10 protein-coding genes are annotated in these 14,051 nt (G+C 42.3%); 6 read left to right on the forward strand and 4 right to left on the reverse strand.

Annotated features, from left to right (window positions below):
• Positions 1 to 323: 323 nt before the first annotated feature.
• Positions 324 to 773, reverse strand: coding sequence for an REP-associated tyrosine transposase (locus ACVBIO_RS19725; protein ID WP_447162721.1), 450 nt, complete (start codon positions 771 to 773; stop codon positions 324 to 326).
• 694 nt (positions 774 to 1,467) lie between these two features.
• Here ACVBIO_RS19725 and ACVBIO_RS19730 point away from each other — a divergent pair.
• The 6 genes from ACVBIO_RS19730 to ACVBIO_RS19755 all read left to right on the forward strand — a co-directional run bounded on the left by ACVBIO_RS19730 (position 1,468) and on the right by ACVBIO_RS19755 (position 9,914).
• The gene (locus tag ACVBIO_RS19730) at positions 1,468 to 3,036 is read left to right on the forward strand and encodes an oligosaccharide flippase family protein (protein ID WP_447173245.1); all 1,569 of its coding nucleotides are present in this window, start codon (positions 1,468 to 1,470) and stop codon (positions 3,034 to 3,036) included.
• On the forward strand, positions 3,033 to 4,109 hold the full coding sequence (locus tag ACVBIO_RS19735; RefSeq protein WP_447173246.1) for a glycosyltransferase family 2 protein: 1,077 nt from the start codon (positions 3,033 to 3,035) through the stop codon (positions 4,107 to 4,109). The genes ACVBIO_RS19730 and ACVBIO_RS19735 overlap by 4 nt, the downstream gene beginning before the upstream one ends.
• Before the next feature lie 191 nt (positions 4,110 to 4,300).
• The gene (locus ACVBIO_RS19740) at positions 4,301 to 6,505 is read left to right on the forward strand and encodes a WecB/TagA/CpsF family glycosyltransferase (RefSeq protein ID WP_447173247.1); all 2,205 of its coding nucleotides are present in this window, start codon (positions 4,301 to 4,303) and stop codon (positions 6,503 to 6,505) included.
• 10 nt (positions 6,506 to 6,515) lie between these two features.
• Complete coding sequence (locus tag ACVBIO_RS19745) at positions 6,516 to 8,006, forward strand: sugar phosphate nucleotidyltransferase (RefSeq protein WP_447162291.1); 1,491 nt, start codon at positions 6,516 to 6,518, stop codon at positions 8,004 to 8,006.
• 106 nt (positions 8,007 to 8,112) lie between these two features.
• Positions 8,113 to 8,568 carry an adenylyltransferase/cytidyltransferase family protein gene (locus tag ACVBIO_RS19750; RefSeq protein ID WP_447168968.1) on the forward strand — a complete coding sequence of 152 codons (456 nt, stop codon included), beginning with the start codon at positions 8,113 to 8,115 and terminating at the stop codon, positions 8,566 to 8,568.
• A complete protein-coding gene (locus tag ACVBIO_RS19755; RefSeq protein WP_447173262.1) occupies positions 8,568 to 9,914 on the forward strand; it encodes a CDP-glycerol glycerophosphotransferase family protein in 1,347 nt (448 codons plus the stop codon). Before ACVBIO_RS19750 ends, ACVBIO_RS19755 begins: the two co-directional genes overlap by 1 nt.
• A gap of 489 nt (positions 9,915 to 10,403) precedes the next feature.
• Here the strand turns inward: ACVBIO_RS19755 and rfbC are convergent, their stop codons facing one another.
• From rfbC to ACVBIO_RS19770, 3 genes are all read right to left on the reverse strand, one after another.
• Positions 10,404 to 10,970 carry a dTDP-4-dehydrorhamnose 3,5-epimerase gene (rfbC, locus tag ACVBIO_RS19760; protein WP_447173248.1) on the reverse strand — a complete coding sequence of 189 codons (567 nt, stop codon included), beginning with the start codon at positions 10,968 to 10,970 and terminating at the stop codon, positions 10,404 to 10,406.
• 534 nt (positions 10,971 to 11,504) lie between these two features.
• Positions 11,505 to 12,515 carry an NAD-dependent epimerase gene (locus ACVBIO_RS19765; protein ID WP_447173249.1) on the reverse strand — a complete coding sequence of 337 codons (1,011 nt, stop codon included), beginning with the start codon at positions 12,513 to 12,515 and terminating at the stop codon, positions 11,505 to 11,507.
• A gap of 234 nt (positions 12,516 to 12,749) precedes the next feature.
• Positions 12,750 to 13,916 (reverse strand): nucleotide sugar dehydrogenase, encoded by a 1,167-nt coding sequence (locus tag ACVBIO_RS19770; RefSeq protein WP_447173250.1) that lies wholly within the window; start codon positions 13,914 to 13,916, stop codon positions 12,750 to 12,752.
• Between the last annotated feature and the right edge of the window lie 135 nt (positions 13,917 to 14,051).

Consider the following 14,051-nt stretch of genomic DNA (forward strand, 5'->3'; position numbering starts at 1 on the left):
ATATAGACATCAACTTGAAATACTGCCTTCCTACATCTTTGTAGGTTGGGCTTTAGCCCATCACAAACAAACCAATATATAAATAGACGGCATAAATACCGACCTACAAAATATAGACATCAACTTGAAATACTGCCTTCCTACATCTTTGTAGGTTGGGCTTTAGCCCATCACAAACAAACCAATATATAAATAGACGGCATAAATACCGACCTACAAAATATAGACATCAACTTGAAATACTGCCTTCCTACATCTTTGTAGGTTGGGCTTTAGCCCATCACAAACAAACCAATATATAAATAGACGGCATAAATACCGACCTACAAATAAATTGAATTCCAAAAAGGATAGTCTCCAATACGATTAACCAATCCCTTTCTTAGTGGATTCGTAACTATGTATCTGCTTATATTTTCTCTATCTTCATCAAGACGTAAGGCACGGTCATAAAATGATGGTTGCCATAATGCTCCTGAACGGTTTAGCTTTCTATTGATAACAAAGCTACTAGCGCCTTTTAACGTTCCCACGACTTTTGATAACTCAGCTCCCTTTTCCAATCGTAACAATCCATGAAAATGATCTGGCATTAATACCCAAGTTAACCAAGAACAGTTATATTGCAGCTCATTTTTAGCAATTCCTATGCAAAATAGTTGGGACACATAAAAGTCTATGAAATGATCTAAATTATTTTCGGTATTAAAAGTTATAAAGTACTCACCGCCTTCTTGCGAAAACCGGCCTACTCGTAAGTCACTCCATGACATCATCATCTCCCTTTGTAAAAACTGGCGGCATAAATACCGACCTACAAAATATAGCCATCAGCTTGAAGTACTGCCAACCTACATCTTTGTAGGTTGGGCTTTAGCCCATCAAAACCGCACCAATGCATAGAAAGACGGCATGAATACCGACCTACAAAATATAAATATCAGCTTGAAGTACTGCACTCATGTACTTTTGTAGGTTGGGCTTTAGCCCATCAAAAAAAACTTCACATAGCTGACGGCATAAATGCCGACCTACATAGACAACGCCGCTTTGTCCGTAAGTGAGCCTGCGAACGTTCCGTATACCGTAAGGCCATAGGCCGTTCCGATTCCCCGACTCAGCTTATCCGTCTTTGCTTTTACCTAGGAGCGGCTTTTCCTAGGATCTCGATCCTTGTTTTAACCGTCTCAGCTTGTACCTAGGACCTTATTTTCCTCTTCTATTCTGATTCGCAATCTGCGAATTCACTCGCGCCGCCTTGGCCATAATAATAGCCACAATAAATACATCCTATAAAGTCAGCTGAAAATATTCTGTTAAATCAATACATAAAGTACTAAATATCAAACGATATCAGATTGGCATGATCCCTGTATTCCTATCTAAATAACGATATCCGATGAATAAGAAGCAGAAGATAGATTGTTAAAAATATTATCCATAACGTGATATCTAACAGGTGCTGATATGCAAAACGAATCGACATGTAAGAACTTTCTATCGACACTTTCAAGTGGCGCAATGGCCAAAGGGCTATTCTGGTTGGGTTCTGCTCAAGTGCTTGGCCGTATTGTGCGCTTAGGTTCCAGCATTATCATCGCTCGACTATTTACTCCGGAAATATTTGGCCAAGTAGCCATCATACTGACCAGCTTTGAGATCATCTGTACGCCTACACGTCGTATATCTTCTGCCGCATTAATCAAAATGGATGATAACCAACTAATACAATCTTTATCTGCGGCTGATCAGGTGAACTGGTTAGCCGCTATAACCGCCTTCGTTGCCATGAGCTTACTCAGCTGGCCGCTTGCTATCTACTACGATGACATGCAGCTAATTTTACCTATGATACTCATGGCAACAAGCTATTTACTCCTACCATTTGGCATGCTTTACGCTGCTATAAACCTGCGAGCAAATCGCATGCGTGTGGTCGGTCGAGCCGTGCTCTGGCAAACAGCGTTCGATGCCATATTAACCGCAACACTGGCTTTGCTCGGCTTAGGTATTTGGGCCATTATTTTGCCCAAAATTATTGTGGTATTTATTTGGATTGGGATTCATAGATACCACAACCCCTTACCTAAGCCTTTATCAAATCACGCTACAGCTTTTAGTAAAGCAACGCTCAACCAAGTAAAATCTTTCAGCCTACTTTCATCTAATGCAAAAAGCTTACTCAAATTTGGTATACAGGTTGGGCTTGGCGACTTAGCCATCGCACTGAGACAAAATATTGATTATATATTGATAGGCTATTTTCTTGGTCTAGAAGCCTTAGGCATCTACTTTTTTGCATTTAATGCCAGCCTAGGGATCAGCTTAGGTTTAGTGCAAAGCTATGGCACAGCGCTTTACTCTCACCTTTGTCTCAAAAAGTCCGAATCGAAACCACTACAAGCGGCTCATCAATTTGACCATGAACTAAGCCATGAACCAATTACCAAACTAAGCCATGAGGCAATTACCAAACTAAGCCATGAGGCAAGCCCCGAAGCAATTACCAAACTAAGCCATGAGGCAAGCCCCGAAGCAATTGCCAAACTAAGTCATGAGGCAAGTCCCGAAGCAATTGCCAAGCTAAGCCATGAACTAAGCCAGGAACAAAAATATTTTCAGTCTTTAAAGTTCATTATGTTACTGACAGTGCCACTTGTGAGCCTACAAACACTCCTTGCCCCAATGTACCTTCCTTTGGTTTACGGACAGAAGTGGATAGATGTCGGTGCGCTGCCAATATTTATTCTGCTGTGCTTAAGTGGTTTAGTTCGTCCACTTGGAGAAGCTGCCAGTCAATACCTTATTAGTATGGGTAGAAGCCAACTTAACCTGCTTTGCAACAGCGCTTTTACTCTTACTCTTGCTATCACGATTGGGTTTTCAAGCTACTGGGGGCTTCAAGCAGTTGCACTTGCAATCTTAATACTGCACGTCATTGCCATGCCAAGCTTTACCCTTTACCTAAAACTCAGCTCAAACGTTCAACGGGCCAAAGCCAAACACTTGCCCTCACCACTTAGAGGTTCACTATGACTGTTAACTCTTACCCCAAAAAACCAACTGCCGTAAAAGTATCCGTAGTTATGCCTATCTATAATGTTGAGGCGTTTGTAGAGGATGCGATCAATTCAGTTCTTAGCCAGACCTTTGAAAATTTTGAACTAATCCTCGTCAATGATTGCTCTAGTGATTCAAGCTTACAAATCTGTCAGCAATTTAAAGAGGCTCGTATTCGGATTATTAATCACGAGTCCAACCTAGGTTTAGCGGCCGCTCGAAATACAGGTATTCGCCACGCAATAGGTCAATACGTAGCCTTTCTTGATTCAGACGACATGTGGCACAGCGAAAAACTGCAGCAACATATTAACCACCTAGATAATAACCCTGAAGTTGGTATCAGCTTCTCAAGGTCGCTATTCATCAGCTCTGAAGGCCAAAGAATGAATATCTACCAGATGCCGCAACTCACTAATATCAGCGCGCAAGATCTACTCTGCCGTAACCCTGTCGGTAATGGTTCGGCCCCAGTGATCCGTCACGAAACCCTCAGCGATATTCGCTATCAATCACTGAGTAAACATGTTCCCCATAGCTGTTATTTCGACGAAAATCTTCGTCAATCAGAAGATATCGAATGCTGGTTAAGGATCGTAACCACCACCCACTGGAAAATGGAGGGGCTGCCAGCACCTCTAACCTTTTATCGTTTAAACCCCCAGGGCTTATCCGCTGATTTGAACAAGCAATATGCCTCTTGGGAAACCATGATAAATAAAGCTACAGGCTATGCACCTGAGCTAATTTTTCAGTATGAAGCTAAGGCTAGAGCCTATCAATTGAGATATATTGCAAGGCAAGCCATCCGTAACAGAAACGGCAAAGAGGCCGTTAAGCGCCTGCATCAGGCCATTAAAATCGCACCCAGTATTATTGGTGCAGAAACCAGCCGAACTTTAGCGACCTTAGCCGCGGCTTACTTATTGAAATACCTACCACAGGCTGTTTATAACCGCTGTGAGAAACAAGCCCTATCCATACTCAGTTACATTCACAGGGTGAAAATCCATCAAGATGGTGTTAAGCCTGCATTGTTAAAACCCTAGCCAATTAATCCATTCGCAACCTGCCATGCAAGTTGCGAATGCTTAGCTCAAAATAGCCACCTAAAAGCAAAAACAATAACAAACCAATGATTTTCAACGAATTTAAATTTGGCACTGTATATGCAACCTAACGATTAACTACATAAAAAAATATATAAAAATTAAGCCCAACTATTGGTAAGGACTCAACAATGAAAAAGACTAAACATAAAATAGAGTCTGCTGAAAAATCAACTTTAGAAGGTCACTCCTGCTTCAGTATTCGTTGCTTTGACCTTTGTGCAGCGCTATTGATGCTGCTACTGACCAGCCCATTAATCTTGTTTGGATTTGTAAGAAGCCTTACCGACAGAAACACTAGAAATACAACTATAGAAACCCTCTATATTGAAGCGGCTCAAATCCAGGAGCTTGACTTTAATACGACTAATGTTGCGCTAATAGGTTTGAAGCAATTTTCATACTCAGGTTGGTTCAAAAAACTGCCGATGCTCATTAACCTACTTAAGGGGGATATCACAATTTTAGGCACTCAATCGGTATTTGCATTTACAGCACCGAGTGAATTAAACAAAGTCGACACTGACAATACTGAAGCCAAAAATGCAGCATGTAGCAAACCAAGCGCAACGTCTAAAAATAAAGGCACAGCAAACAACTCGTCAGTAAAGACGTCAAATACGCGCTTTTACATCAAACCAGGGCTCACCTCATTTGAACAGATGAATGCAGCGACCGGCCTTTGCTTTGAATGTGCATCAACGTCACTCAACAAGGCTCACCAAAATTTAGCCCATTATCTGTTAGCACTCTTTAGAGCGCTTATCATCGCCACGCTCACTCGCGCAGTGTTTAACAAACCCACGAGCCACGACACTAAGATCACTGTTTTTGGCATACACCTAAATAACTGGACCATGAGCCAATTATTAAATGAGGTTCTACAGCAATGTAAAGCCCCCTCAAAGCCCATGCAGCAATTTAGTTTCGTCAATACAGACTGCCTTAATCGCAGCACTCAAAACGAGGCTTATCGCCAATGCTTACAACAAAGTGATTTGATTTTTGCCGATGGCATAGGTGTACGCCTAGCCTGCCTCAGCAAAGCTAAAGCACTAAAAGATAATCTAAATGGCACTGATATGTTTCCGCGCCTATGTGAGCTCGCCTCAAACAATCACTTATCGATTTTTATGTTAGGTGGGCGCGCTGGTATTGCAGAGCAAGCCGCTCACAATATGCAAGCGCAATATCAAAACCTTAAAATTGCAGGCTACCATCATGGCTACTTTGACTGCGACTCAAATAGCCCACAGAGCCTGGATATTGTAGAGACAATTAACCAAACTAAAGCCGATATACTGTTAGTTGCCATGGGCGCACCACAACAAGAACTGTGGCTAGCGGCGAATAGAGCCAAGCTCAATTGCGCTGTAGGAATAGGAGTGGGTGGGCTTTTTGATTTTTACGCTAATCGAATTAAGCGTGCCCCTCTCTGGTTAAGACAAATAGGGTTTGAATGGAGTTACCGTTTACTGCAAGAGCCCAAAAGAATGTGGAAACGCTACATTCTTGGTAACCCAAGCTTTCTATATCGCGTTTGGCATGAAAATAATCAACTAAAAAAGCTACGCATCCATAAGGAAAGTGTTGATGCCAAAACTGCAACACCACTAACCAGGAGCCAACTCAAAACTAAGCTTCACAATGCAACAAGAAAAAACCAGGCGATGCCACTGTTTGATTTAAAACAAGCCAATACTCGCCGCGCCATTTTCAACATGCACCAACGTATTAACTGCGCCTGCAAGCGTTCGCTTGATGTATTTATATCATCAAGCCTACTCATACTGCTGTCACCTTTTTTACTCTTCACTATCGTGCTGATTAGACTTGAATCCAGAGGCGGCGCGCTATACAGCCAAACACGAGCAGGCCGTAATAACAGTCCATTTATTATGTGGAAGTTTCGCTCCATGTATCAAGATGCCGAGCAGAGACTGGCATCACTCACCACCGCAAATGAAATGAATGGCGGAGTGATCTTCAAAATGAAAAAAGACCCTAGGATCACTAAAGTAGGTTACTTCATCCGTAAAGCTTCTATCGATGAGCTACCTCAGTTATGGAATGTGCTCAAAGGGGATATGTCGTTAGTCGGGCCACGCCCGCCCCTTATGACTGAAGTAAAGCAATATAGCCAGCACCACAGAAATCGATTAATGATAAAGCCTGGAATAACCTGTATTTGGCAAGTCTCCGGTCGCTCAAACATTGCATTTGAACAGCAGGTTGAACTAGATATTGACTATATCTATCAACAATCTTTCACCGCTGATCTGCTTATCCTCATCAAGACCATTCCTGCGGTTATTTTCGCCCGCGGCGCGTATTAAGGAGCTGTTTATGCAAGCTATTATTTTTGCAAATCGCCACGGGCAAGAGTTGGCACCACTAAACCAATACTATAATCCAGCACTATTGCCCATTAGCAATAAGAGCGTTATCGAATATACCCTAGAAGATCTCGCCAGCGCAGGGGTTAAGCAGGTAAAACTCATTGTCTCAACGCATATCGCTGCAATAAAAGCATTAGTCGGCAACGGCGAGTTCTGGGGCTTAGAAGTTGACTATTTTCTTAGCCGAGAACAGGAAGATGCTTCGAAAGTGCTGGCTCGATTGGCTGTAGATAAAACAGAATCTGTATTAGTTGCACGCGGCGATATGCTGAGAAGCCCGTGTATCAAAGCATTTGTTGAGTTCAGCCAACAGATGAAACAAAGTCTGGTCATTGCCAAGATGAATAACCAAAATGCAGGCCTAATGATGCTGCCTGCGGCAGCCTCACATACCGAGATGCTTAACTGGCCGCTGACCAATCAGGTTGTCATTCCAAGCGATGCCTCAGCGGTATTAAACGAACCCGTGACTCAAATCCTGCATGGTGAATGCTTCATGCTCACAAGTCTTAATGCCTATATGCAGGCTAATCAAGCGATGGCAATCGCAAAAATAATAGGAATTAGCCCTAAGGGACGATTTTACAGTAGTGCAGACCAAGCAAACGGTTTTTACGTCGGAGCAAAAACTAAAACCGGCCCATTGAGAATGCAAAATGCATGGGGGGTCATTGGTGACAATACCTGGATTGATGAAAGTGTAGATCTGCAGCAAAGCTGTATTTTAGGTAAGAACTGCCTTGTAGATGCGCAATCGAGTCTTAAAAACTGCATTATTCTAGATGACTCTTATGTGGGCAAAGGGCTCAACGTTAATAATGCCATTGTGTGTAAGAATACACTGATCACACCCGGGAATGGTGGCGCTATCAAGCTCAATGATGACAGCATTTTGGCTAAAAACCATACCCTCGCTAACACTGAAAGCGTGACCCTTTGCGATAGAAGTATTGCTCTTTTTCTTCTTTGTATTGGATTAGTGTTTAGCCCGCTCATTGCAACTTATTGTTTAGTTAACGCCAAAAACAATACGTTAACGAGAGGGGTATCAATTAGAAAGCCGCTAATTAAAGAGAAAGTCACATTAAATAATAAGCACTACAGCTGCTGGCGCTGGAATGTTAAGTCGCTATGGATGAGTCGCCTCCCCCAGCTCTACCTCGTTGTTTTAGGCCGATTAAGCCTTATCGGTCGTAGCCCATTTATCAAACCTATCAACCCCTTTAGTGCCTATGAATACGGGATCTACGGCCCACTACAACTATTAATACACTCAGCCGTTGAAGACGCCTCTGCAACGTTCCCTGAAGAAGAATGCGATTTAATCGAGGATGAATTCGCGCAGCCCTTACAAAAACATAAGTATTGGCAACTCATCAAATATGTTTTTAACCGCTCTAAACAATTACGAATACATAACCAGCTAGAACAGAATTAAAGCCGAACCTAAAGCATGAGTCAAAACATGCGCCAAAACATAAGTTTCAACATAAGCAAAAGTAGCCAAATTAACATTAGCAAGATAAGCCAAGCGGGAGATCATTATGAAAACAATCATCACTTACGGCACATTCGATCTTTTTCACTATGGACATGTGCGCCTGTTTAAGCGATTAAAAGCCCTCGGCGATCGTTTAATCGTGGCAGTTTCGACAGACGAATTTAATGCTTTAAAAGGTAAGGCCGCATTTTTTAGCTACTTTCAACGAGCTGAAATCGTCGAAGCTTGCCAATATGTCGATATGGTAGTACCAGAAACCCATTGGAATCAAAAAGCAAAAGATATATGTGAATATGATGTCAGTATTTTTGGCATGGGTAACGACTGGAAAGGTAAATTTGATGATCTGTCACTATTGTGTGAGGTTATTTACTTAGATCGAACCGGTGAGATCTCAACAACTGAGATAAAAAATAACCTAGCATTACCTAAACAAACCAGTGATGGTAATGACACAGCTTCAACACCGTTGCAGCAATCCAAAAAGATAAACAAATGATGACATACTCTATTTTAGACTGGCTAAAAGCAATACTCAGAAAGCTCATATTCATGCTATCTGGCCTTGCTCCGCGCACATCTAAAAAAGCGGTATTTGGAAGTTATAAAGAGGGCTTTAGTGACAACAGCAAATACTTGTACCTGCATTGGCAGCAGACAAAATTCATCCGTTGCATCTGGATAAGTGGCAATAAGGCTGTGATCACGCAGCTACAAAGCCAGAACCTAGAGGCTTATTATCGCTGGTCATTTAAAGGTATTTACCACAGCTTAACGGCTAAATACTTTTTTTATAATAGTTACATTGGCGATATTAATCAGTGGCTTGCTAATGGTGCAGTAAAGATAAACTTATGGCATGGCTTGCCGATGAAGAAAATTGAATTTGATATAACAACAGGCCCCATGGCCGAGGTTTTTAATCCTAAAAGCCAACTAGCCCAGTGTAAACAATGGCTACTTGCCCACCAGCAACGGACAATCCCTGACTTAATGTTGAGCCCAAGTCCGCTAATCGATTCGCTTTTTTGCAGTGCATTTAGACTCAGCAGCTCACAGCTCTTGCGTGCAACCAATCCAAGAACCGACTATTTTACACTCGGCTACGCCATAAAAAATGAAATAGAAAGCGATTCACCAGTCAAAGGTTCAACAGAACAATACCCAACAAGTGGTGAACCGAGTCCGAGCACGCTAACTCAATCCATTAAATCACTGCTCGCAGTCCATCTAACTCAGCCAAGTAAGCCTGCACCGCAGCCACACATTATTTTATACGTTCCGTCGTGGCGTGACAGCCACCAGGAAGGCAACCCGTACAACAAAGCATTCAACTGGCAGCAATTATCAAATCACTTAGCGGCTAATAATCAGTTGTTTCTATTACGCCTACATCCCAATGAGGCGGCACTTGCTGATGAGCTTACAAGTTACGCTAACATTATCAATATTACGCCGTTAGAAGATGTATATAGTTTATTGCATCTAGTGGACCTACTCATTACAGACTACTCATCTTTATTTATTGATGTACTACCGCAAGGTACGCCAATCTGCTTCTATCGCTTTGATGAGCAGCATTACCAACGAGATTGCCGAGATATCTACGACTACGCCACAAAGTTGCCAGAGTTCGCACCTAAATGCACAAGTTTCAATGAGTTATTAAAGCAGCTAGAACCAGAGACTATCGCCGCACGGAGATTTAATGCTATAGACAGTGGACAAAGGGCTAATCAAACAAGTTATAAAAATAACTATCAAGCAGTAACAGAACTATTTTGGGGAAAGGGCACGCCAAATGCATTTGAAGCTTTGGAAGAAAGAATAGGTTCTAGCTCCTAGAACCTCGAACGCTTCGCTGCTAGGAAAAACAAAAGCAAAAGAATTGACGGCATAAATGCCGACCTACTTAAACATTTAGAGCCTAGGTTCTAGAACGTTCGCAAGCTCACTGCGAGGGCGCTTCGCTGCTAGAAAAATCAACAGCAGAACAACAGTTCCTTAGGGTTTAAATTAACTTGTCGGCTCTTGCATGTCAGTCTTTGTATTGTGGCTTCCCCCGGTTCTTCCACCTTCACTCTATTTGACTTTTGCAACTCATAACCATCGCTTTTGCTTGTATAGCATCTAGCAGGAGCAAAGCGACGCTCTCACCAGCCGTAGGCTGTACTAGCAGGCCAGAGGCCGATCTTCTTAGCTTTTAACCGTCAGCGAAGCGTTCCGTAAGTAAGCCCGCGAACGTTCCGTTATCCGTAAGGCCGCAGGCCGTTCCGCTTTTATGTCTTAGCTTTTACGTCTTAGCTTCTACCATTTTTTGCTCTTAACTAGGACCTAGAACCTGCTTTTCCTAGAGCCTAGGACCGTCTCAGCCTTTTTATCTTTCTCCGATAAAATCGGCTTAGCCCCCTCTTCTAACGGCCATAGGATATCTAATTGAGGATCATTCCAGGCAATAGTTCTTTCAAACTCTGGCGCATAGTAATCGGTACATTTGTAAATAATGTCGGCATAATCACTTAAAGTTAAAAAACCATGAGCAAAACCCGGGGGGATATACATTTGCAGTCTATTTTCGGCAGATAAAATTTGCCCAAACCACTGACCGTAGGTTTTTGAATCTTTACGAATATCAACCGCGACATCAAAAATACTACCAGCTGTCACACGAATAAGCTTACCTTGAGCTTGAGTCTTTTGATAATGCAAACCGCGCAGCACATGCTTTTGCGAGCGACTCATATTCTCTTGCACAAAACTCGGACAAGTCATGCCCACTTTGGCAAACAGCGCCTCAAACTCTGATTGACGAAAGGTTTCCATAAAAAAGCCCCGTTCATCACCAAATATTTTAGGCTCAATCAGCAGTAAATCAGCAATTGAAGTAGATATTAGTTTCATCATATTCTTTTAAATAAAGGCTTGGACTAGGACCTAGGTTCTAGGTTCTAGGTTCTAGGTTCTAGGACTTAGGGCGCTTCGCTCCGAGGACGGCCTTCAGCCTGCTAGGAAAAACAAAAGCAAAAGCAAAAGAATTGACGGCATAAATGCCGACCTACTTAAACATTTAGATCCTAGATTATAGGCCGTTCGCAAGCTCACTGCGAGGGCGCTTCGCTGCTAGAAAAATCAACAGCAGAACAGCAGTTCCTTGGGGTGTGTTGCTCTAACCAGCTTTTGCATTACCGCATCAGCTTTACCGTCTTTACGTAGGTTGGGCTTTAGCCCATCAACTTTTCATTTAATCTACGGCAATTGACGGCATAAATGCCGACCTACATAAAAATAAGGTTCTAGGTTTGAGGTTCTAGGCAAAACTCAAACTAACAGCTATAAAGCTGAAAGAGTAGAGACTATGCCACTTCACTATAAATGTCGCTTTGGATTGTATAAGCCCTTACCTAGAACCTGCATTTCCTAGGACCTAGGACCTTCTTAGCTTTTTAAGTAATACTCTTTATACCATTCAACAAACTTCTGTACGCCTTCTTCGACGCTAGTTTGTGGCTTATAGCCTACAGTGTTGAATAAGTCTTCAGTATCGGCCCATGTTGAATGTACATCGCCAGGCTGCATATCCATCATGTTTTTAATGGCTTCAATACCTAACGATTTCTCAAGCGCTGAGATGTAATCCATTAGTTGAACCGGGCTACCATTACCGATATTAAACACCCGATAAGGTGCAGAGCTCGTTGCTGGAGTGCCCGAATCACTTGACCAATCTGGATTAGCAGCTGGAATGCTATCTTGAATACGGATGATACCTTCAACGATATCGTCAATATAAGTAAAATCGCGGCTTAAGTTGCCATGGTTATAAACATCAATAGCCTCACCTTTCACTATCTTATTGGTGAACTTAAGTAGCGCCATATCAGGGCGTCCCCAAGGACCATAAACGGTAAAGAAACGCAGGCCTGTCGTTGGCACACCATAAAGATGCGAATAAGTATGTGACATCAACTCATTGGCTTTTTTAGTCGCAGCATACAGCGAGATAGGATGATCAACACTGTCGTCTGTTGAGAATGGCATTTTTGAGTTAAGGCCATAAACAGAGCTTGAAGAAGCATAAACCAAATGCTGAATCTTATGGTGACGACACCCTTCTAAAATGGTCAAGTGGCCAACCAAATTACTGTCGGCATAGGCCATAGGGTTACCGATAGAGTAACGTACGCCCGCTTGCGCAGCTAGGTGAATCACTCGATCAAAACCTTGCTCTGCAAACAGCGCTGCAATGCCTTCTCTATCTGCTAAATCTAATTTTTTAAATGAAAAAAGAGCCTGCGGCACTAAATTTTTAAGGCGGTCCAGTTTTAGGTTAACATCGTAATAATCATTTATGTTATCGATACCAACTACTTCATGGCCAGCAGCACATAAACGTTCACTGACTTTTGAGCCGATAAAACCTGCTGCACCTGTTACTAAATACTTCATAAAATTCTCTTTTGTTAAAAGAAGACCCTAGATACGAGGACGTTCGCAAACTCTCTGAATAGCAAGGTTCTAGGACCTAGGACGCTTCGCTCCGAGGACGGACTACGTCCTACTAGGGAAATCAAAAACAAAACAGCGTTGCCTTTGACCTTGCAGCTCTTTCCCGCTTTTCCGTCTCAGCTTGTACCTAGAACCTAGGACCTTTCTTTTCCCTAGGACCTTCTCAGCTTTGCCTCAATCCGACCCAAACAAGTCTCGTGTATAAACTTTATCAGCAACATCGGCTAACTCTTCAACCATGCGGTTTGAAACAATGACATCTGAAACTTGCTTAAACTCTTCTAAATCTTGCATCACGCGAGAGTTAAAAAATTCGGGCTCTGTCAGCACAGGCTCAAATACTACAACCTCAATGCCTTTAGCCTTAATGCGCTTCATAATGCCTTGAATAGAAGACGCGCGGAAATTATCTGAGCCTGACTTCATAATTAGGCGGTAAACACCGACAACTTTAGGTTGTTTTTTAATAATTGAGTCAGCAATAAAATCTTTACGCGTCGAGTTAGCATCAACAATTGCGCTAATCAGGCTATTTGGTACGTCAGCATAATTTGCACGTAATTGCTTGGTGTCTTTTGGTAAGCAGTAACCACCATAACCAAATGATGGATTATTGTAGTGCGAGCCAATTCGAGGGTCTAAACCGACACCTTCAATAATTTGACGCGCATCCAAACCATGCGATTCAGCGTAACTATCTAACTCATTGAAATACGCGACACGCATTGCAAGATAAGTATTAGAGAAAAGTTTAACCGCTTCTGCTTCTGTTGAATCAGTGAAAAGAATATCAATATTTTCTTTAATCGCCGCATTTGCAAGTAAGTTAGCAAATACTTCAGCGCGCTCAGAGCGCTCACCGATAATAATACGAGAAGGATGTAGGTTGTCGTAAAGAGCGCGCCCTTCACGTAAAAACTCAGGTGAGAAGATGATATTTTCAGTATTATATTTTTGTTTAACTGACTCAGTGTAACCTACTGGTACAGTTGATTTTATCACCATCACAGCATTAGGGTTAATGGCGAGTACATCTTGAATGACCGCTTCAACAGATGAGGTATTAAAGTAGTTTGACACGGTATCGTAATCGGTAGGCGTCGCAATAATCACGTACTCAGCATCTTGGTACGCTAGCTTTTTATCTAACGTTGCCGTTAAATCAAGTGTGTGATTAGCTAAGTAATCTACAATTTCTGTATCTGCTATAGGTGAAAAACCTTGGTTAATCATCTCAATTTTTTCGGCTACAATGTCCACAGCCACCACTGTGTTTTTCTGCGCTAGAAGTACCGCGTTCGATAAACCAACGTATCCAGTTCCTGCTATAGCAATTTTCATTATTAAACCCACAAAATATTGTCGGCGTAAAATAGCACTCAAGAAGCAAAAAGTCTTGTTTTAGGCCACATTTTTACCGTAATGAAGGAACGAGATCCTAGGACGCTTCGCTTCGAGAACGGCCTCCGGTCTGCT

The organism is Shewanella sp. 0m-8 (assembly GCF_052977265.1).